Raw genomic sequence first — 18,010 nt, 5'->3', positions numbered from 1 at the left:
AAGTGTTTTGAATCAAATGGATGTGCGAAAGCACGGCAAGAGTGTTACGGAACGTACGATCAAGGGAGCGCTACCGTTGGCCACAGTTGGCGGGTATCTGGTTCACATCTGGGATGTCGGTGAGCCAAAACGGTGCTGACTAATAATGCATTCTTTCTTGGAGGAATCGAGAAGGGCAAAGTATTGCGTGCCCTACACTCCACATTTTCTTCCACGATCAATCAGGGCATCTGGCATCTACGAGTACAGAGTCTCCGTCGGCGCACATCCCTTTCGGAATAAGCCTTCAGACTGCTCCCGTCAGCGATCGCCTGCATTTTTGTAAACATCGCCCCGTTCTCGTTTCCCCACGGCGATGACAGTCACTATCAACACCTCGTCCTTCACTCGATAAACCATCCTGTATCCAGCACCACGTAGCTTGATCTTGTAAGCATTTCCAAGCCCGCTTAGCCGGTCTGCGGGAACATGCGGATTAAGCAGTCGCTCCTGAAGCTTCCTTTTGAACTGCTCCCTTAGGTTGCCCCCCAGCTTTTGCCATTCTTTCCACGCTTTTTCAGAGAATTCCAGCTCATAGGTCATCAATTGAAACCTTTATGGTGGGATCGTTCTCTCGTTCTTTGCAAAGAGCGATTAACTCCAAATCTTCCAAACGACTCATCATCGCTTCGTACTCCTTGGCGGGAACGCAATAGAAAGCCGGCTCATTACGGTTGAGGATCGCAACAGATAAACCACCACCGGCAGCAACCGTACCCATCGGGTTTTTTTTCAGCTCGGAGATGCTCGCCACGACTTGCGAAAGCACGATATGTGTCATGAATTTGTTCCTATGAGTGCTTTTAGAGACGCTAAAAATAGCACTCTAAAGCGCATCTGAGCTCCATCCTTTTGAGAGAAATTTCACGCCCCCAAGGCAAGGGTGTCTCATTACAGATCCTGAACAGTGCTTGTTCTCGATTGCACAAAAAGTATCACGTCATACGCATCTGGATTTCTGAGATCTCCGTCGAGAGAATCGTGTAATACCGTGCGCAACTTCCGAGACAACGTAAGAAGTTTCCCACCTGTAATTTCTGACAGTAGACCCACCCCACTTCCCTCCTTTACCGTCGACAAACCCTCGATGGTCGTTGTGAAAAGGAGATTTCAATGAGCTCGACAACCCACCTGACATCGCTGGCCCCGGTGTATCGCAAGGCACTGAAAACCTGGCGTCCTGTGATCCTGTATTTCGGCAACGAACACTGCCCGGCCTGCGAATGGGCGGAACCGATCTTTCGCCAGGTTGCCGAGCGCTATCGCCATCACGCGAATATCTACGTGTTGAACACCAGCGAATCACCTCGGCATCCGAACGTTACGGGTACGCCGACGGTGCTGTTTTTCAAGGACGGGAGATTGAGGAAGAAACTCAAGGGCATTGGCTCTCAGGAGACCCTGGAGCAGGATTTCGCCCACCACGTCGGCAGGCTCAGGCCGCGATATGTGCGTCAGGCGCCGAGTCACGATCTGGCATGGTTGCGCCAGACGTTGCGCAGATTGTGTACCGTGCCTCGGGCCTTTGAGCGGTTGAATCGTCGAGCCGGGTGTTAAGGCTTGGCAATAGTGGTGTTTGACAGGACGCTATCGCGTGCAAGCTTGCTCGCGAAGTTGTCGTGCTCAGGAATGTTTGACCTGCTCGATGTACCTCACCACCGCCGCCGATTTCTCGAAGCGACGATAAATCAGCGACAGCCAGGACGTCGCTTCACAGCCGCTTATCTTGCGATACAGGACGCCGGGCAAACCGACGTGGCCGACCACCGATTCCGGCACGACTGCCACGCCCTGCCCCAACGACACCAAGGCAATCACGGCCACCAACCCGCCCGGTTGCGCCCCCAGGGTCGGCGAAAAGCCGCCTTGGGCGGCCACTTGCAAGGTGCCGGTGATTTGTTCCGGCAGGATGAACGTCTCGTTTTGTAAATGTTGCGGGCCGATGTCCGGCAAACGGCACAGCCAGGACTCGGCCGAGACCGCGAGCACAAAACCTTCTGCGTTGAGGCGGATCTCGTCCAGCCCCTCTGGCAGCGTCATGGGCGAACGGACGTAACCCATGTCAAATCGACCATCGAGCACCATGGCCGGCAACGTGGCCATGGGGCTTTCCCGCACATTCAGACTCACGTCGGGGCATTCGCGGCTGAAGGCTTGCACCTGTTTTTGCAGCACGCCGCCGAACACCGCCGAGGCCACGTAACCCAGTTCGATATGACCAATGTCGCCACGCCCCGCCCGCTGTGCGTTGCGCTGTGCACATTCGAATTGGCGCACGGTGGCTTCGGCCTCGATCACCAGCGCGACGCCCGCCTCGGTCAGCTTCACGTCACGCTGCTGGCGCAAGAACAACCGAGCCCCCAGTTCGCTTTCCATGTCCTGGATCTGTCGGCTCAAGGTCGGCGGCGCGATGCCCAAATGTTCGGCGGCGCGGGTGAAATTGCGCTGCCGGGCAACGGCCAGAAAATAGCGAAAATGGCGAATTTCCATTAGTGCGTTAGCCCAAAGGTAATGAATTGACGGTCCATGCCTAACAAAGCAAGCCCCTGCTGGCGATAAGCTGCATGGCCCCTCACAGTAAAGAGCTCCGGTCATGCCCGTCAAACCCAAGGTCAGCCCGCGACTGACGTTACTCACAGCCTCAGGTGTCTGCTCGCTGATCGTGCTGGACACCAACATCGTCGCGGTCACGTTGCCGACCATCGCACGGGACCTGGGCGCAAACTTTGCCGACATCGAATGGGTCGTCAGCGCCTACATGCTGGCGTTCGCCGCCCTGCTACTGCCGGCGGGCAGCATTGCCGACCGCTTTGGCCGGCAGAAAACCCTGCTCTGGGGCCTGGGCATTTTCATTCTTGCGTCCCTCGGGTGCGGTGCGGCGCCCAACGCGTTGTTCCTCGATATTGCGCGGGCGATCAAAGGCGTCGGCGCGGCACTGTTGTTGACCTCGGCACTGGCCTCCATTGGCCACACCTTTCACGATGAAGTCGATCGGGCCAAAGCCTGGGCGTTCTGGGGGGCGTGCATGGGGGTGGCGATGACCGCGGCGCCGACGGTCGGCGGGCTGATCACCGAATACATCGGCTGGCGCTGGATTTTTTACCTCAACCTGCCCATTGGCGTGTTCTTGATGGTCATGGTCTGGCGCACCGTGCCGGAATCCAGAGACTCCCAATCCGCACGCCTCGATCCCTGGGGCAGCCTGGCATTCAGTGCGAGTTTGTTGTGCCTGATCTGGGGGTTGATCGAGGCTAACCGGATTGGCTGGAACAACCCGACCACTTACGTCCGGCTCATCGGCGGCGCGTTATTGTTGGGGCTGTTCGTGGTGATTGAGCGGATGCAACAGCGTCCGATGGTCGACCTGCAATTGTTCAAGCATCCGCGTTTTATCGGCGCACTGCTCGGCATGTTTGCCTACGCCGGTTGCGCTCAAGTGATGATGACCTTGCTGCCGTTTTACCTGCAAAACGGCTTGGGCTTTTCGGCGATTGCGTCGGGGCTGGGGATGCTGCCGTTTGCGTTGACCATGCTGATCTGCCCACGCATCGGAGCGCGACTGGCCGGCCGTTATTCGCCTGCCACCTTGATGGCGGCCGGGTTGACGCTCGTCGGCAGCGGCAACTTGCTCAGTGCCTGGGCGGTCAGCAGTGGCGGCTACCTGCCCTTTGCCCTGGCGATTGCCGTGACCGGCGCGGGTGCCGGGCTGCTCAATGGCGACACGCAAAAGAACATCATGGCGTGCGTACCCCGCGAGCGCACTGGCATGGCGTCGGGCATGAGCACCACCATGCGTTTCAGCGCCATCGTGCTGGCCATCGGTGTCTACGGCGCGCTGCTCTCCAGTCATACCGAACTGTTGTTGCGCGACAGCCTTTCCACTCAAGGCGTGGTGTGGCTCAGCCAGGCACAAGGCATTGCTTCGCGGGTAGTTGCCGGTGACATGGCGGCGGCCATGAACCTGCTACCGCAAACTGCACGCTCAGTGGTCGAGCCATTGGCGCGTCAGGCCTTTGTCGGCGGCTTCAGTCTGTTGCTCTGCGTCGCCGGGCTGGTGGCGCTGCTGTGTGCCTTGGTGGTGGGCACGCTGATGCGCAATCCGATTCCGGTGCAAAAAAACTTCTCCCTGAGCCTGGAATAAACCCGTACGGGGTTCGTCGTACTGCCACTGAAATTGATCAGTAGCCACTACGAGAGCCCCATCATGAAAAGCCTTCTGTCCGCGCTGTGTCTGATTGCCCTGAGCGGCACTGCCGCCGCTGCTTCTGCCGACAACGCCAGCCCCTCGAACGTCGAGGACTACAGCTATTCGAAATCGCTGAACATTGCCAGGGTCATCAACATCACCAACGGCGATTATTGCGGCATCGGCCCACGGGAGATGACCTATGTCGACACCACGGGCGCCACTCATGTCCTGCGCTACCAGGCTTACGGTGATTCATGCATCGATCAGAACTGATGCTTGAGCGACGCCAGCACCCTCTCGGCATTCGCATCACAGGCTATCCCTTCGGGTCGCACTTCGATGCTTTCGATCACCCCCAGCAACTTCGCCTTGCTCTGGGCCAGGTGAAGTTGCATTTCTTCGATCTGCTCGACTTTTCGCACAAGCCCCGCCACCAGTTCATCGCGCTTGAACTCGCCCGTTACGGTGTCAGGTAATAACTGCTTCAGCTCTTCGAGGCTGAACCCCGCCTGTTGGGCACACTGAATAATCATCAGTGTTTGCAGGGCCTGCTCTGAGTATCGCCGGTAGCCATTGGCCGAGCGCGCCACCTGACTGATCAACCCTTGAGCTTCGTAAAACCGGATTCGCGAAGCGTTCAAGCCGCTTAACTGCGCCAATTCACCAATTTTCATCACGGCCTCATTTGACTGCTTGACATTAAAGTTAACTTTAAGCTTAGCCTCTACGCTTCACTGATGAGGAGTCAAGCATGTCGCCCTTCCAAGCGTTAAATCTGCCCAACGGCCAGACCGTCGGTAATCGTATCGCCAAAGCCGCGATGGAAGAAAACCTCGCCGATACCGGCCAAGGGCCGTCACGCGCCTTGTTTCAGCTGTATCAGGCCTGGGCCGAGGGCGAAGCCGGCCTGTTGCTGACTGGCAATGTCATGATCGATCGCCGCGCCATGACCGGCCCCGGTGGCGTGGTGCTGGAAGACGAACGGCATATCGAACAGTTCCGTCAGTGGGCAACCATTGGCCGGGCCGGTGGTGCGCATTTCTGGGTGCAATTGAACCATCCCGGCCGCCAGACCATGGCCAACCTCGGCCAACAAGCCTTGGCGCCGTCGGCGGTGGCGCTGGACCTGGGGGGCTTTTCGAAGATGTTTGCCGAGCCCAAACCCATGTCCGAGGCCAATATCAGCGAGGTGATCACCCGCTTCGCCACCAGCGCAGCTCTCGCCGAAAAGGCCGGGTTCACTGGCGTGCAGATCCATGCGGCGCACGGTTACCTGCTCAGCCAGTTCCTCTCGCCGCTGACCAATCAGCGGACCGACCGTTGGGGCGGATCACTGGAAAATCGCGCGCGTTTGCTGCTGGACGTGGTCCGCGCCGTTCGCGAGGCGGTATCGCCGCAGTTTTGTGTGGCAGTGAAACTCAATTCCGCCGACTTCCAGCGTGGCGGTTTTGATGCCGACGATGCCCGTCAGGTGATCCGGTGGCTCAATGAGCAACGCATCGACCTGCTGGAACTCTCCGGCGGCAGCTACGAAGCCCCCGCGATGCAAGGTGAAGCCCGCGACGGCCGGACCTTGGCGCGCGAAGCCTACTTTCTGGAAATGGCCGGTGAACTGGCCAGTGTGGCGAACATGCCGGTGATGGTAACCGGCGGCATCCGGCGTCTGGCTATCGTGGAGCAGGTGCTCGACAGCGGCATCGCCATGGCCGGCATTGGCACGGCGATGGCCGTCGAACCGCAATTGGTCAAACAGTGGCGCCAAGGTCAGAACAGTCACCCGCAGTTGCCGCCGATCCGCTGGAAACGCAAACCATTGGCCGCGCTGGCGAACATGGCGGTGGTGAAGTTTCAGCTCAAGCGACTCAGCCGCGGGCGTAAGCCTCAGCCGCAGGTATCGGCGCTGTGGGCATTGATTCTTGACCAGTTGTACATCAGCCGACGGACTCGCCAGTATCGTCAGGCGATGAGTAAGTAACCTGAGCTAGACACGATGATGGCATATTAGTATCGTCTCTCTGCCCGCCCGGGACGATACTTTGCACTCCCAATATCGCAATCCGGAAGACGAGGCGCATCATTTGCCATGGAAGCCGAGTGTTCACAATGCTAACTGTAATAAACGTAGGTCAAGGCGACGCCTTTATTCTGAATCCAGGACAAGGTTGTGATTTAAGCGATCCACCGCTTCTAATAGACACAGGTCCCGCCAAGGCGAATATTGAAAACATACTGAGCCCAGGTATTTATCGGTTACTAATCACCCACTCACACGAAGATCATATCGGTGGGGTTCCGCGACTATTAAAGTCAAAAAAAATAGAAATTTTCCACACTTATATCCCCTACTATCTTCCTGAAATAACAAAAATATACGGCTATCTAAAAAAACACACCACTGAAAAACTTAAACAGCCGAACTGGAAGTTGATCAGCACCTTGCACCCGCAGTTGGTCGCACAGGGAGATACTTTGTGCACCCACGCAACCATATTGAACCCCCTCGCCACCCCGAAAAAATTTTCGACGACTTCCCAACCTCCGAAACGTCCATCGAACAAGCGCTGACTATACTTTCGGAATATGGAATAGAGCTTCCGAGAGAAGAAATAATTAACTATGTCTCACCACTGGTTTTGCAACGCCACATCGAAAGCCAATTGGAGTATGGGTTCTTTGCGCGAAAATTCGTGCATTTATTTTTCATCACGCTCAGTGAGTCACTCGCCGGCGCCTCAAAAAACAATATAGATTACTACGTCTCCCGGCACGTAAAGTTGAACTCCAACCGAGCCAGCATTGTATTCAAACACCAGCACGACAGCGGCGACTGGTTATTTACAGGTGATGCAGACAACTCGGTATTTGAACGGCTGATCGAAGAAAAAACCGACATATCTGCGAGATTTCTAAAAGTCCCACATCATGGCAGTAGAGAAAATATTTCCAACAACGCAATGCTCGCCATTAAACCTTGTCATGCAATTATCAGCCATAACAACCGAAAGTTCGGCACTTCGAATGACCCACACCCACACAACGAAGTAATTGATTTGCTCGATCGACACCGAGTTAATTGCTACTACACTAACGAAGTAGTAAAAAAATCCGTAACCATCAAAACCCAAGCTACCGGTTCCATTTTGGATGGGCTGATTAACTTTATTTAGATCTGCGAGTCCCCACACCACTGATCGCCCATCAGTGGTGCCGCCCCGAACATTTACCCTCAGAAAACAATGGGAGATTCCGGGATATCGATATGCAAATAAGTGGCACACAAGTCACTTGCCAACCGTCTAGCCCGGTTTAGTCGAATCGCTCCTCTTTCGATATCCACCAGCAAAATGGGACAATCCAGAGCAGGCAGAACTGACCACTCTTTCAATCGTCCATCGGTCAGCAGCAACACTCGCTGCTGCTCCGCGGGGAAGCGTATTTTCCGTGCCACCAGCCAACGCCCGGCCTCTTCCAGCGCCGCCAACACTGGCGTGCCGCCGCTTGCACCCAGCCCATCAAGCCAGGTACGCAAACCGCTGGAGGCTTTCAAGCCTTGCACCTGCCATTTCGGCACATTGCCGCTGGCCGTCAGCAACGCCAGTCGCGCACGTTGGCGATAGGCATCGTCGAACAATTGCGCCAGCAAACCCTTGGCATCGCTTAATGCTTGATGACGCCGCGTCGAAGCCGACGCATCGACGATCACCAGCCACAATTCATGGGCGCTTCGCGTGCGCAGATGGAACAGTACATCGCTGCATTGACGTGGCCGGCCGTTGAGCAAGGTTCCGGGCCAATTGATCGAGCCGCTGCGTGCGGCGTGACGCTTGCCTTGCTTGCCGTTGTCCAGCCGTCCTGCGCGGGGTCTGGCATTCGCCCCCGCATCAGATCGAGGGCGAATGCCTAAGGCTTTTTTGGCCAGCTCGGCACTTCACGGCGGGCGCCGACCGGCGACGCCTGGGCCGGCATGTCTCCCCATTGGCCCTGGCCTTCGCTCGGGTTGGGAGGTTGCGCAGACGGTGACTGACTGGATTGCGGTGCCGGCGGTGTTTGCTCGCGGCGACGATGACGCAAGGCGAAGTCGGCGACGGCGTCGATATCGTCCTCGGTGATCGCGTTCGCCCCTTGCCATGCGGCATGGGCGCGGGCGGCGCGCAGCCAGACCAGGTCGGCGCGCAAGCCATCGACCCCGGCGGCAAAGCAGCGCTCCGTAATCAGTGCGAGCGCTTGATCGTCGAGGGGGATGCTCGCCAACAGACTACGGGCCTTCTCGCAGCGTTCGCGCAGCGCCTGCTGTTGATGTTCCCACTGCGCGCAGAACTGTTGCGGATCGCTGTCGAAATCCAGTCGTCGACGGATGATCTGACCACGCTCGGTCGGTGCGGTATGGCCGCTGAGCGCAACGTTAAGGCCAAAGCGATCGAGCAGTTGTGGACGCAACTCGCCCTCTTCCGGGTTCATGGTGCCGATCAGTACGAATTTCGCCGAATGCCGATGGGAAATGCCGTCGCGTTCGATCAGGTTGGTGCCGCTGGCGGCGACGTCAAGCAACAGGTCCACGAGGTGATCGGGCAGCAGATTGACCTCATCGACATAGAGCACGCCGCCGTCAGCCTTGGCCAGTACGCCGGGGGAAAATTGCGCACGGCCATCGCTCAGCGCCGCATCCAGGTCGAGGGTGCCGACCAGTCGTTCCTCGGTTGCACCCAGCGGCAGCGTGACGAATTGACCGCTGGCGAGCAGATCTGCCAGACCACGGGCCAGGGTCGATTTGGCCATGCCGCGAGGGCCTTCGATGAGTACGCCACCGATTTTCGGGTCGATGGCGGTCAGGTACAGGGCGAGCTTCAAGTCGTCGGCGCCGACCACGGCGGATAACGGGAAATGCGGGGTGTCGGTCATGTCGGGTCTCGTTTGTGGTCGGTGATGTGATCGTTCCCACGCTCCGCGTGGGAATGCAGCATGGGACGCTCTGCGCCCCCAGAGCCGAACGCGGAGCGTCCGTTGAGGCATTCCCACGCAGAGCGTGGGAACGATCATGCCCTCATGAATCTTCTTCTATATCCAACAACAAATTCTCCAGCGCCTCGCGATACTCGCCCGGTTCCTTCCACATCCCTCGCTGCTGCGCTTCCAGCATCCGTTCGGTCATGTCTCGCAACGCATGCGGGTTGTGCTCGCGAACGAAATCGCGAGTTGCCGGATCGAGCAAATAAGCGTCGGCCAGTAACGCGTACTGGTGATCGTCAATCAGTTGCGTAGTGGCGTCGAACGCAAACAGGTTGTCGACCGTCGCCGCCAGTTCAAACGCGCCTTTGTAGCCGTGACGCTTGGCCCCGTCGATCCACTTTGGATTGGCCGCCCGGGAACGAATCACCCGGTTCAGCTCTTCCTTCAAGGTGCGGATTTTCGGCAAGTCCGGTTGACTGTGATCGCCGTGGTAACTGGCCGCGGCTTCACCGCTGAGGCTTTCTACGGCGGCGAGCATGCCGCCCTGGAACTGGTAATAATCGTTGGAATCGAGCAAGTCGTGCTCGCGATTGTCCTGGTTTTGCAGCACCGCTTGCACCTGGCTCAGGCGCTGGGCGAATTGTTCGCGAGCGGCGGTACCTTCGTCCGAGCCGCCATAAGCATAGCCGCCCCAGTTCAGGTATACCTCGGCCAGATCTTCGCGGCTTTGCCACAGACGCCCGTCGATGGCGCCCTGCACGCCGGCACCATACGCACCGGGTTTGGCCCCGAAAATTCGCCAACCGGCCTGACGATTCGCAGCGTCTTCATCCAGCCCCGATTGCATCAACGCTTCACGTTCGGCACGCACTTTGGCCGCCAACGGGTTCAGGTCGTCGGGTTCATCCAGCGCGGCGACCGCTTGCACCGCGGCGTCGAACAAGCGGATCAGGTTGGCAAAGGCATCGCGGAAAAAACCGGAGACGCGCAAGGTAACGTCCACACGCGGGCGGTCGAGCAAGCTCAGCGGCAGAATCTCGAAATCGTCGACTCGCTGACTGCCGGTCGCCCAGACCGGACGCACGCCCATCAGCGCCATGGCTTGGGCAATGTCGTCGCCGCCAGTGCGCATGGTCGCGGTGCCCCACACGGACAAACCGAGTTGGCGCAGATGATCGCCGTGGTCTTGCAGATGTCGTTCAAGGATCAGGTTGGCCGACTGGAAACCGATGCGCCACGCGGTGGTGGTCGGCAGGTTGCGCACGTCCACCGAATAGAAGTTGCGCCCGGTAGGCAGCACGTCCAGACGGCCGCGGCTGGGTGCGCCGCTGGGGCCGGCGGGAACGAAGCGGCCCTTCAGGGCGTCGAGCAGACCGCGCATTTCGGCTGGGCCGCAGGCGTCAAGGCGTGGTGCGACGACTTCGCGCAGGCTGTCGAGGATGGCTTGCACGTCGGACCAACCCGTCTCCTGTAGGAGTGAGCCTGCTCGCGATAGCAGTGGGTCAATCGACATCAATGTTGAATGATGAACCGCATCGCGAGCAGGCTCGCTCCTACAGGGACCGGATTCAGTCATCAAAGTCTGCGAGATGAGTTGAGCGGCGAACAATTCCAGGCGTTCACGGGTATCACCCGCCGTGCGCCAGGCTTCATCGGTGAGGGTTTGCAGTTCAATGGGGCGCGGCCCTTCCCATGGGTCAGCCAACGCACAATCCAGAGGATCGAATCCCAGCTCGAACGCCTTCGCCAACGCTCGCAGCAAACTGGATTGCGCACCACGACCATCGCCACGGGGAATCCGCAGCAAGGCCAGCAAGGTGTCGATGCGCAAGCGCCCGGTCGGTGACTCGCCAAAGATGTGCAGGCCATCGCGAATCTGCGATTCCTTCAAATCGCAGAGATAGGTGTCCAGACGCGGCAACCAGATCGCCGCGTCGGCATCGCTGTCGAGTTTTTCGTCCAGTTGCAGTTCACGATCAATGTGCGTGTCGCGCACCAGTTGCAGGATGTCGCGCTGCAATTCCCGAGCACGACGCGGATCGAGCAGTTGCGCTTCGTAATACTCGTCGGCCAGCAATTCGAGATTGCGCAGTGGTCCGTAGGTTTCAGCGCGGGTCAGCGGCGGCATCAGGTGATCGATGATCACCGCTTGAGTGCGGCGCTTGGCCTGCGCGCCCTCGCCCGGGTCATTGACGATAAACGGATAAATGTTCGGCAGCGGCCCGAGCAATGCGTCCGGCCAGCAGTTTTCCGAGAGCCCGACACCTTTGCCCGGCAACCATTCGAGGTTGCCGTGCTTGCCGACGTGAATCACGCCGTGGGCCCCGTAGGTGTTGCGCAGCCAGAAGTAGAACGCCAGATAACCGTGCGGCGGCACCAGGTCCGGGTCGTGATACACCGCGCTCGGGTCCACCTGATAACCACGCGCCGGCTGAATACCGACGAAGGTCAGGCCGAAGCGCAGGCCGGCGATCATCATTCGTCCGCCACGGCACATCGGATCGCTTTCGGGCGTGCCCCAGCGTTCCAGCACTGCTTGGCGGTTGGCCTCGGGCAAGGCGTCGAACATCTGCCGGTATTCGTCCAGCGTGAGGCTTTGATGGCAGGGACGCTGATCCAGGGTATCGAGGTCGTTGCTGACCCCGCCGAGTAATTGCTGGATCAACGCCGTTCCGCTGTCCGGTAACTCGGCCGACAGCGGATAACCCTCGACCTGCAGCGCTCGCAAGATATTCAACGCGGCGGCCGGGGTATCGAGGCCGACGCCATTGCCGATGCGCCCATCCCGGGTCGGGTAGTTGGCGAGAATCAGGGCGATACGTTTTTCGCTGTTCGCCAGCCGCGCCAGATCGATCCAGCGCCGCGCCAGTTCGGCGACGAAATCCATGCGTTCGGGTTGAGGACGATAGCAAACGACGTCCGACTGACTGCGCTCGCTGCGCCACGCCAAGTCCTTGAAGCTGATCGGGCGGCTGATGATGCGGCCGTCCAGTTCCGGCAATGCGATGTGCATCGCCAGGTCACGCGGGCCGAGGCCTTGCTCACTGGCGCGCCATCCGGGCTCGTTGTCTTGGGCGCAAATCGCCTGAATCACCGGGATGTTGCGGCGAAACGGTCGCAGGTGCGGCGCTTCGGGGCTGGATTGGGCGAAACCGGTGGTGTTCAAAATCACCCCCGCCTCGACTTCATCCAGCCAATCCTCGACCACCGTCAGGCAGCCGGGCTCTTTCAAACTGGCCACGGCAATCGGCAAGGGATTTAACCCCGCCGCCTGCAAACGCTGGCAGAAAACATCGATAAAACCGGTATTGGCCGCCTGCAAATGCGAGCGGTAAAACAACACCGCCGCCACCGGTTGATCGGCGTGCCAATCGGCTTGCCAGTCTTTCAGGACTGCGGGGCTTTTTTTCGGATGGTAAATCGCCGTGCGCGGCAGGGTTTGGGGCTCGGCCCAGGCGTAATCGCGGCCAAGCCATTGAGTGGCCAGGCAGCGAAAAAAATCCAGGGCATTGCCCATGCCGCCCTGACGCAAAAACTGCCAGAGCCGGTCGCGATCGCCGGCCGCCACGGTGCTCAGGTCGCTGAGTTCCGGGTCCGGGCGATCATCACCCGGCACCAGAATCAGTTGCACGCCCCGCTGGGAAAGCTCCACCAGCCGCTCGATGCCGTAACGCCAATAGGCGATGCCGCCGTGCAGCGAAATCAGAATCACCTTGGCGTGCCGCAGCACTTCGTCGACATACAGGTCGACCGAGGCATGGTTTTGCACCTGCATCGGATTGGCCAGGCGCACGCTGGGATAATCATCGGGCAATTGCTGCGCGGCTTCTGCGAGCAGCGCCAGGCTGGAATCACCGCTGCACAGGATCACCAGCTCGGCGGGGGTTTGTCCAAGGTCGGCGATGTTGTCGTCCGACACGAAACCGCCGGGCTGGGTCCTGAGCAGGTGCATGGCTTAAACGCTGAGCGCGGCGCGCAATTGCGCTTCGAGTTGCGCGGCGTCCAGGTCTTGACCGATCAACACCAAGCGCGTGGTCCGCGCCTCATCGGCGCCCCACTGACGGTCAAAGTGCTTGTCGAAACGCGTGCCCACGCCCTGAATCAGCAAACGCATCGGTTTGTTGGGGATCGCGGCGAAGCCTTTCACACGCAGGATGCCATGCTTGACCACCAGTTGGGTCAGCGCATCCAGCAGCAGGCTTTCGTCGGCTTGCGGCAGTTCGAGGGAGATCGAGTCAAACGCATCGTGATCGTGGTCGTCGTGGTCATCACCGTCGTGGTCATCACCGTCGTGGTGATGGTCGTGATGGCTGTGACGGCTGTCGATGTGCTCTTCGGAACCGGCACCGAGGCCGATCAGCACGTCCAGCGGTAGGCGACCGCTGCTGGCTTCGATGACTTTGACCGCCGGTGGCAATTCTTCAGCGACTTCAAGGCGCACGCGGGCCAGGTCTTCAGGGCTGATCAGGTCGGCCTTGTTGAGGATCACCAGGTCGGCGCTGGCCAATTGGTCTGCGAACAGCTCGTGCAGCGGCGATTCATGGTCCAGGTTCGGGTCGAGTTTACGCTGGGCGTCGACCTGATCCGGGAACGCGGCAAAGGTGCCGGCGGCCACGGCCGGGCTGTCGACGACGGTAATGACCGCGTCGACGGTGCAGGCACTGCGGATTTCCGGCCATTGGAAGGCTTGAACCAACGGTTTTGGCAGGGCCAGGCCCGAGGTTTCGATGAGGATGTGATCGAGGTCGCCGCGACGGGCAACCAGTTCGCGCATCACCGGGAAGAATTCTTCCTGAACCGTGCAGCACAGGCAGCCGTTGGCCAACTCATAAACGCGACCGTTGGCTTCTTCTTCGGTGCAGCCGATGGAGCATTGCTTGAGGATTTCGCCGTCAATGCCCAGCTCGCCAAACTCGTTGACGATCACCGCGATGCGACGGCCCTGAGCGTTGTCGAGCATGTGCCGCAGCAGCGTGGTTTTGCCCGAGCCGAGGAAACCGGTAACGATGGTGACGGGGAGTTTGGCCAGTGTTTTCATCGGATGCCCTTTGGCTTTGGTGGCGGGCATACGGGACGACGACCGGCAGCGCGCACGCGCATGCCTGAAGAGTTCGCCACCGGATCACCCCGCCCGGTTGAAAGTGAGAATCTGTGTCGAGGCAGGTCTCCTGGCTGACGGCTGGCCAGTCGATTGACTGGCGGTTGCTGCGCCTTCCCGCTCGCGCCATGGCTGGCGCATGCAGTGGCATGGCAGAAACTGAACCGTTCACAGTTGCGGGGGCAGCCGCGGCATTGACCGCGTTCCCTTCTTAGCTTCGACAAACGCCGAAGAACCTCGAAAGCGCAAGGCTACGCATCGCTTGGGAGCGGGTCAATGTCTTGTGGCGGCCATCAGGACGCTTTCGCGGGCAAGCCTTGCTCCTACAGGATTAGGGCGGTCTTGTAGGCGCAAGGCTTGCCCGCGATAGCGTCGACACAATGGCGTGTTGAGAACCCTTGCCAATTGACGGCCAACCCCCGCCCATGCTCTCCTACACGCTTTGTTACGGGTGCCCTTCACAGGGTGAAACGGGAAACCGGTGAATCATGTGCTTTACTCAAAGCCATGTCAGTCCGGTGCTGCCCCCGCAACGGTAAGCGAGCGAAGCATCAAATCCACTGTGCCAGCAGTTCGGCATGGGAAGGTGATGTTTGCAGGCCACGGCGAAAGCCAACGCCCCTCGTGAGCCCGGAGACCGGCCCGCAACACACAGTGACCCTTACGGTCACGGAACAACAAACCCGCGGTGGGCGGGCGCTGTTTGAACGTCTGCGAGCCCGAATCGCAGGGGTTTTCCATGCGCTCTATTCACCCGCTGACAGACCAGAGGGAAGCGCGCCATGTCGATCATCACCAGCACCGGCTCCAGCAGCACCGCCAGCACCACCACAACCCTGACCCAACGCCTGACCGCCGCCGTGTGTGCGTCGATCCTGGGCGCGTGCCTTGTCTATTTCGCCGGTTTCTCGCACATAGAAGCGGTGCACAACGCCGCGCACGATACCCGTCACAGCTCTGCGTTCCCTTGCCATTGAGACCTGCCCAAATGATCAAGCGTATTGCGCAAACCGCAGGTTTCACCGGGTTGCTGGCCGCCCTGTTGCTGACCCTGCTGCAAAGTTTCTGGGTGGCACCGCTGATCCTTCAGGCCGAAACCTACGAAAAAGCCGAGCCGGCAGTGGTTCAACCCCATGAACACGCCGACGGCGCCATGGCCGCTCATACCCACGACGCCGAAGCCTGGGAGCCGGAAGACGGCTGGCAGCGCGTGCTGTCGACCACCGGCGGCAACCTGGTGGTCGCGGTCGGTTTTGCCCTGATGCTTGCCGGTCTCTATACCCTGCGGGCGCCAAACAGCACCGCACAAGGTCTGCTCTGGGGCTTGGCCGGTTACGCGACGTTCGTCCTCGCACCGACCCTCGGCCTGCCACCTGAATTGCCGGGCACTGCCGCAGCCGATCTGGCACAACGGCAGATCTGGTGGATCGGCACGGCGGCGTCCACAGCAGCCGGCATCGCCCTGATCGTGTTCAGCCGTCATTGGCTGATGAAAGTGCTGGGCGCGGCGATTCTGGCCACTCCACATGTCATCGGCGCACCTCAGCCGGAAGTGCATTCGATGCTCGCGCCGGAAGCCCTGGAAGCGCAGTTCAAAATCGCTTCGCAGCTGACCAACGTGGCGTTCTGGCTGGCCTTGGGCCTGATCAGTGCCTGGTTGTTCCGACGCAAAAACGATGGCCAATACCACGCATGACAGAGACCCGCACAGCGCCGACGTTAGTGGTCGGCCTGGGCTGCCAGCGCGGCTGCCCCGCCAGCACGCTGCGGGCATTGCTTGATCAGGCGTTACAGGCTCATCAAGTCGGACTTCACGAAATAAAGGCCCTGGCCAGCATCGACCTGAAACGCGACGAGTCGGGTCTGGTCGAGCTGGCCGCACAACTCGAGTTGCCGTTGTTGTTTTTCAGCAGTGAACAATTGGCCTGCTATCACACCAAACTCACCCATCATTCAGACATCGCCTTCGAGCGCACGGGCTGTTATGGCGTAGCGGAAAGTGCTGCCCTGGCATTGGCCGAACAATTGGCCCAGGCGCCAGCGAAGTTGCTGATATCCCGACAAAAATACGCTCAGGCGACCCTGGCATTGGCCGGCGCTGCGTAAAATCCCTGGTAATCGCGCATTCGATCATGAGCAATCTTCATCTGAAGCCGTTGCCCTGCCCCTTTTCTCACAGGAACCGACGATGACCGTCTACTTCATTGGCGCAGGCCCCGGCGACCCGGAACTGATCACGGTCAAAGGCCAACGGCTGATTCGCAGCTGCCCGGTGATCATCTATGCCGGCTCCCTGGTGCCCGTGGCCGTGCTGGAAGGCCATCGCGCCGAACAGGTGGTCAACAGCGCCGAATTACACCTGGAACAGATCATCGAACTGATCAAAACCGCCCACGCCAACGGCCAGGACGTGGCACGGGTGCATTCCGGCGATCCGAGCCTGTATGGCGCGATTGGCGAACAGATTCGCTACCTGCGTGAGCTCGACATTCCGTTTGAAATCGTACCGGGCGTAACGGCGACAGCGGCGTGCGCGGCGCTTTTAGGGGCGGAACTGACCCTGCCGGACATTTCGCAAAGCGTGATTTTGACCCGCTACGCGGACAAGACAGCCATGCCGGCTGGCGAAGAACTGGGCAGCCTGGCGCAACATGGGGCGACCATGGCCATTCATTTGGGCGTCAATCACCTGGAGAAAATCCTCGCTGAACTGCTGCCGCATTACGGCGCGGACTGCCCGATCGCGGTGATCCACCGGGCGACCTGGCCGGATCAGGATTGGGTAGTGGGGACACTTGAGGACATTGCCGGGAAGGTTGAAGCGAAGGGATTTCGGCGCACGGCGTTGATCTTGGTCGGGCGGGTATTGGGGAGTGACCAGTTCAGCGCCTCGTCGCTGTATCGCGCGGGGCATGCGCATTTGTATCGCCCCTGAATGATCGCACTGTTCCCACACTCCGGGTGGGCATGCCTCACTGGACGCTCTGCGTCCGCTTTTGGGACGCGGAGCGTGGGAACGATCACAGGCATAAAAAAACGGCGCTCACGGGGCGCCGTTTTTTTATGTCGCAGTGAACACCTTACTCAGTAGTAGGCGTTTTCTTTCTGCGTGTGGTCGGTCACGTCACGAACACCCTTGAGCTCAGGAATACGCTCAAGCAACGTGCGCTCGATGCCTTCCTTCAGGGTCACGTCCGCCTGGCCACAGCCCTGGCAACCACCGCCGAATTTCAGAACGGCGATACCGTCTTCAACGACATCGATCAGGCTGACCTGACCGCCGTGGCTCGCCAGCCCCGGGTTGATCTCGGTTTGCAGGTAGTAATTGATACGCTCGTTAACCGGGCTGTCGGCATTGACCATCGGCACTTTGGCGTTTGGCGCCTTGATGGTCAGTTGGCCGCCCATGCGGTCGGTGGCGTAGTCGACCACCGCATCGTCCAGGAAGGCTTCACTGAAGTGATCGATGTAAGCGGTGAAGCTTTTGAGCCCCAGCGCCGTGTCTTCAAGTTTTTCTTCGCCCGGCTTGCAGTAGGCAATGCAGGTTTCGGCGTACTGGGTGCCAGGCTGGGTGATAAAGACGCGGATACCGATACCCGGGGTGTTCTGCTTGGAAAGCAGGTCAGCCAGGTAATCATGGGCGGCGTCGGTAATGGTTATAGCGGTCATGGAAACTCCTCGCAGGCTTGGGCGCAGTTTACGCCAATCATCGCGCCGCACAAAGTCCTAGTATTTTT

General features: G+C 59.4%; 19 protein-coding genes and 2 riboswitches. Of the genes, 10 read left to right on the top strand and 9 right to left on the bottom strand.

The window, feature by feature from the left end; genetic code table 11:
• Positions 1 to 300: 300 nt before the first annotated feature.
• Entirely contained in the window at positions 301 to 582 is a 282-nt protein-coding gene (locus tag LOY55_RS13630; RefSeq protein ID WP_077430244.1) for a type II toxin-antitoxin system RelE/ParE family toxin, read from the bottom strand.
• Positions 572 to 820, bottom strand: a complete 249-nt coding sequence (locus tag LOY55_RS13625; RefSeq protein WP_046027440.1) for a type II toxin-antitoxin system Phd/YefM family antitoxin — start codon at positions 818 to 820, stop codon at positions 572 to 574. Before LOY55_RS13625 ends, LOY55_RS13630 begins: the two co-directional genes overlap by 11 nt.
• Before the next feature lie 332 nt (positions 821 to 1,152).
• On the opposite strand from LOY55_RS13625, the gene LOY55_RS13620 reads away from it, so the two are divergent.
• Positions 1,153 to 1,596 (top strand): thioredoxin family protein, encoded by a 444-nt coding sequence (locus LOY55_RS13620; RefSeq protein ID WP_109784713.1) that lies wholly within the window; start codon positions 1,153 to 1,155, stop codon positions 1,594 to 1,596.
• 66 nt (positions 1,597 to 1,662) lie between these two features.
• On the opposite strand, the gene LOY55_RS13615 is transcribed toward LOY55_RS13620, so the two are convergent.
• Complete coding sequence (locus LOY55_RS13615) at positions 1,663 to 2,529, bottom strand: LysR family transcriptional regulator (RefSeq protein WP_258668049.1); 867 nt, start codon at positions 2,527 to 2,529, stop codon at positions 1,663 to 1,665.
• 103 nt (positions 2,530 to 2,632) lie between these two features.
• Between LOY55_RS13615 and LOY55_RS13610 the strand changes: the two genes are divergently transcribed.
• Positions 2,633 to 4,180 carry an MFS transporter gene (locus LOY55_RS13610; protein ID WP_258668048.1) on the top strand — a complete coding sequence of 516 codons (1,548 nt, stop codon included), beginning with the start codon at positions 2,633 to 2,635 and terminating at the stop codon, positions 4,178 to 4,180.
• A 63-nt stretch (positions 4,181 to 4,243) separates the two neighbouring features.
• A complete protein-coding gene (locus LOY55_RS13605; protein WP_046027444.1) occupies positions 4,244 to 4,501 on the top strand; it encodes a DUF2790 domain-containing protein in 258 nt (85 codons plus the stop codon).
• Here the strand turns inward: LOY55_RS13605 and LOY55_RS13600 are convergent.
• A complete protein-coding gene (locus LOY55_RS13600) occupies positions 4,492 to 4,902 on the bottom strand; it encodes a MerR family transcriptional regulator (protein ID WP_046027445.1) in 411 nt (136 codons plus the stop codon). The two genes, LOY55_RS13605 and LOY55_RS13600, sit on opposite strands and share 10 nt — an antisense overlap.
• 77 nt (positions 4,903 to 4,979) lie before the next feature.
• Here LOY55_RS13600 and LOY55_RS13595 point away from each other — a divergent pair, with 77 nt between their 5' ends.
• From LOY55_RS13595 to LOY55_RS13590, 3 genes are all read left to right on the top strand, one after another.
• Complete coding sequence (locus LOY55_RS13595; RefSeq protein WP_077430248.1) at positions 4,980 to 6,203, top strand: NADH:flavin oxidoreductase/NADH oxidase family protein; 1,224 nt, start codon at positions 4,980 to 4,982, stop codon at positions 6,201 to 6,203.
• 128 nt (positions 6,204 to 6,331) lie between these two features.
• Positions 6,332 to 6,793: an MBL fold metallo-hydrolase gene (locus LOY55_RS31175; protein WP_408980997.1), complete on the top strand. Its 462-nt coding sequence runs from the start codon at positions 6,332 to 6,334 to the stop codon at positions 6,791 to 6,793.
• Positions 6,700 to 7,395 (top strand): hypothetical protein, encoded by a 696-nt coding sequence (locus LOY55_RS13590; RefSeq protein WP_258668047.1) that lies wholly within the window; start codon positions 6,700 to 6,702, stop codon positions 7,393 to 7,395. Before LOY55_RS31175 ends, LOY55_RS13590 begins: the two co-directional genes overlap by 94 nt.
• Positions 7,396 to 7,454: 59 nt before the next feature.
• Here the strand turns inward: LOY55_RS13590 and LOY55_RS13585 are convergent, their stop codons facing one another.
• The 4 genes from LOY55_RS13585 to cobW form a co-directional block, all read right to left on the bottom strand.
• Positions 7,455 to 8,147, bottom strand: coding sequence for a VWA domain-containing protein (locus LOY55_RS13585; RefSeq protein ID WP_258668317.1), 693 nt, complete (start codon positions 8,145 to 8,147; stop codon positions 7,455 to 7,457).
• Entirely contained in the window at positions 8,129 to 9,127 is a 999-nt protein-coding gene (locus LOY55_RS13580) for an ATP-binding protein (protein ID WP_109784709.1), read from the bottom strand. Before LOY55_RS13580 ends, LOY55_RS13585 begins: the two co-directional genes overlap by 19 nt.
• A 142-nt stretch (positions 9,128 to 9,269) precedes the next feature.
• The gene (gene cobN, locus LOY55_RS13575) at positions 9,270 to 13,127 is read right to left on the bottom strand and encodes a cobaltochelatase subunit CobN (protein ID WP_258668046.1); all 3,858 of its coding nucleotides are present in this window, start codon (positions 13,125 to 13,127) and stop codon (positions 9,270 to 9,272) included.
• 3 nt (positions 13,128 to 13,130) lie between these two features.
• Positions 13,131 to 14,213 (bottom strand): cobalamin biosynthesis protein CobW, encoded by a 1,083-nt coding sequence (cobW, locus tag LOY55_RS13570; protein ID WP_258668315.1) that lies wholly within the window; start codon positions 14,211 to 14,213, stop codon positions 13,131 to 13,133.
• Positions 14,214 to 14,315: 102 nt separating this feature from the next.
• Positions 14,316 to 14,528, bottom strand: a riboswitch (cobalamin riboswitch).
• Between the two features lie 177 nt (positions 14,529 to 14,705).
• Positions 14,706 to 14,934: riboswitch (cobalamin riboswitch) on the top strand.
• A 121-nt stretch (positions 14,935 to 15,055) separates the two neighbouring features.
• Between cobW and LOY55_RS13565 the strand changes: the two genes are divergently transcribed.
• From LOY55_RS13565 to cobM, 4 genes are all read left to right on the top strand, one after another.
• Entirely contained in the window at positions 15,056 to 15,250 is a 195-nt protein-coding gene (locus LOY55_RS13565; protein ID WP_046027452.1) for a CbtB-domain containing protein, read from the top strand.
• An 11-nt stretch (positions 15,251 to 15,261) separates the two neighbouring features.
• Positions 15,262 to 15,969 carry a CbtA family protein gene (locus tag LOY55_RS13560; RefSeq protein ID WP_077430253.1) on the top strand — a complete coding sequence of 236 codons (708 nt, stop codon included), beginning with the start codon at positions 15,262 to 15,264 and terminating at the stop codon, positions 15,967 to 15,969.
• Entirely contained in the window at positions 15,966 to 16,379 is a 414-nt protein-coding gene (locus LOY55_RS13555; RefSeq protein ID WP_046027454.1) for a cobalamin biosynthesis protein, read from the top strand. The genes LOY55_RS13560 and LOY55_RS13555 overlap by 4 nt, the downstream gene beginning before the upstream one ends.
• A gap of 82 nt (positions 16,380 to 16,461) precedes the next feature.
• Positions 16,462 to 17,208, top strand: a complete 747-nt coding sequence (gene cobM, locus LOY55_RS13550; protein ID WP_046027455.1) for a precorrin-4 C(11)-methyltransferase — start codon at positions 16,462 to 16,464, stop codon at positions 17,206 to 17,208.
• 149 nt (positions 17,209 to 17,357) lie between these two features.
• On the opposite strand, the gene nfuA is transcribed toward cobM, so the two are convergent.
• Positions 17,358 to 17,942, bottom strand: coding sequence for a Fe-S biogenesis protein NfuA (gene nfuA, locus LOY55_RS13545; protein WP_046027456.1), 585 nt, complete (start codon positions 17,940 to 17,942; stop codon positions 17,358 to 17,360).
• Positions 17,943 to 18,010 lie beyond the last annotated feature (68 nt).

The sequence above is a fragment of the Pseudomonas sp. B21-040 genome (genome assembly GCF_024748695.1).
GTDB lineage: Bacteria > Pseudomonadota > Gammaproteobacteria > Pseudomonadales > Pseudomonadaceae > Aquipseudomonas.
Note: the sequence above shows the minus strand (reverse complement) of the source record. Positions and strands in the feature narration are given on the sequence as shown.

What these genes read in the sequence shown, in the direction of transcription:
- LOY55_RS13630 (WP_077430244.1), bottom strand. Translation starts at nt 582, where the DNA reads ATGACCTATGAGCTGGAATTCTCTGAAAAAGCGTGGAAAGAATGGCAA.
- LOY55_RS13625 (WP_046027440.1), bottom strand. Translation starts at nt 820, where the DNA reads ATGACACATATCGTGCTTTCGCAAGTCGTGGCGAGCATCTCCGAGCTG.
- LOY55_RS13620 (WP_109784713.1), top strand. Translation starts at nt 1,153, where the DNA reads ATGAGCTCGACAACCCACCTGACATCGCTGGCCCCGGTGTATCGCAAG.
- LOY55_RS13615 (WP_258668049.1), bottom strand. Translation starts at nt 2,529, where the DNA reads ATGGAAATTCGCCATTTTCGCTATTTTCTGGCCGTTGCCCGGCAGCGC.
- LOY55_RS13610 (WP_258668048.1), top strand. Translation starts at nt 2,633, where the DNA reads ATGCCCGTCAAACCCAAGGTCAGCCCGCGACTGACGTTACTCACAGCC.
- LOY55_RS13605 (WP_046027444.1), top strand. Translation starts at nt 4,244, where the DNA reads ATGAAAAGCCTTCTGTCCGCGCTGTGTCTGATTGCCCTGAGCGGCACT.
- LOY55_RS13600 (WP_046027445.1), bottom strand. Translation starts at nt 4,902, where the DNA reads ATGAAAATTGGTGAATTGGCGCAGTTAAGCGGCTTGAACGCTTCGCGA.
- LOY55_RS13595 (WP_077430248.1), top strand. Translation starts at nt 4,980, where the DNA reads ATGTCGCCCTTCCAAGCGTTAAATCTGCCCAACGGCCAGACCGTCGGT.
- LOY55_RS31175 (WP_408980997.1), top strand. Translation starts at nt 6,332, where the DNA reads ATGCTAACTGTAATAAACGTAGGTCAAGGCGACGCCTTTATTCTGAAT.
- LOY55_RS13580 (WP_109784709.1), bottom strand. Translation starts at nt 9,127, where the DNA reads ATGACCGACACCCCGCATTTCCCGTTATCCGCCGTGGTCGGCGCCGAC.
- cobN (WP_258668046.1), bottom strand. Translation starts at nt 13,127, where the DNA reads ATGCACCTGCTCAGGACCCAGCCCGGCGGTTTCGTGTCGGACGACAAC.
- cobW (WP_258668315.1), bottom strand. Translation starts at nt 14,213, where the DNA reads ATGAAAACACTGGCCAAACTCCCCGTCACCATCGTTACCGGTTTCCTC.
- LOY55_RS13565 (WP_046027452.1), top strand. Translation starts at nt 15,056, where the DNA reads ATGTCGATCATCACCAGCACCGGCTCCAGCAGCACCGCCAGCACCACC.
- LOY55_RS13560 (WP_077430253.1), top strand. Translation starts at nt 15,262, where the DNA reads ATGATCAAGCGTATTGCGCAAACCGCAGGTTTCACCGGGTTGCTGGCC.
- LOY55_RS13555 (WP_046027454.1), top strand. Translation starts at nt 15,966, where the DNA reads ATGACAGAGACCCGCACAGCGCCGACGTTAGTGGTCGGCCTGGGCTGC.
- cobM (WP_046027455.1), top strand. Translation starts at nt 16,462, where the DNA reads ATGACCGTCTACTTCATTGGCGCAGGCCCCGGCGACCCGGAACTGATC.
- nfuA (WP_046027456.1), bottom strand. Translation starts at nt 17,942, where the DNA reads ATGACCGCTATAACCATTACCGACGCCGCCCATGATTACCTGGCTGAC.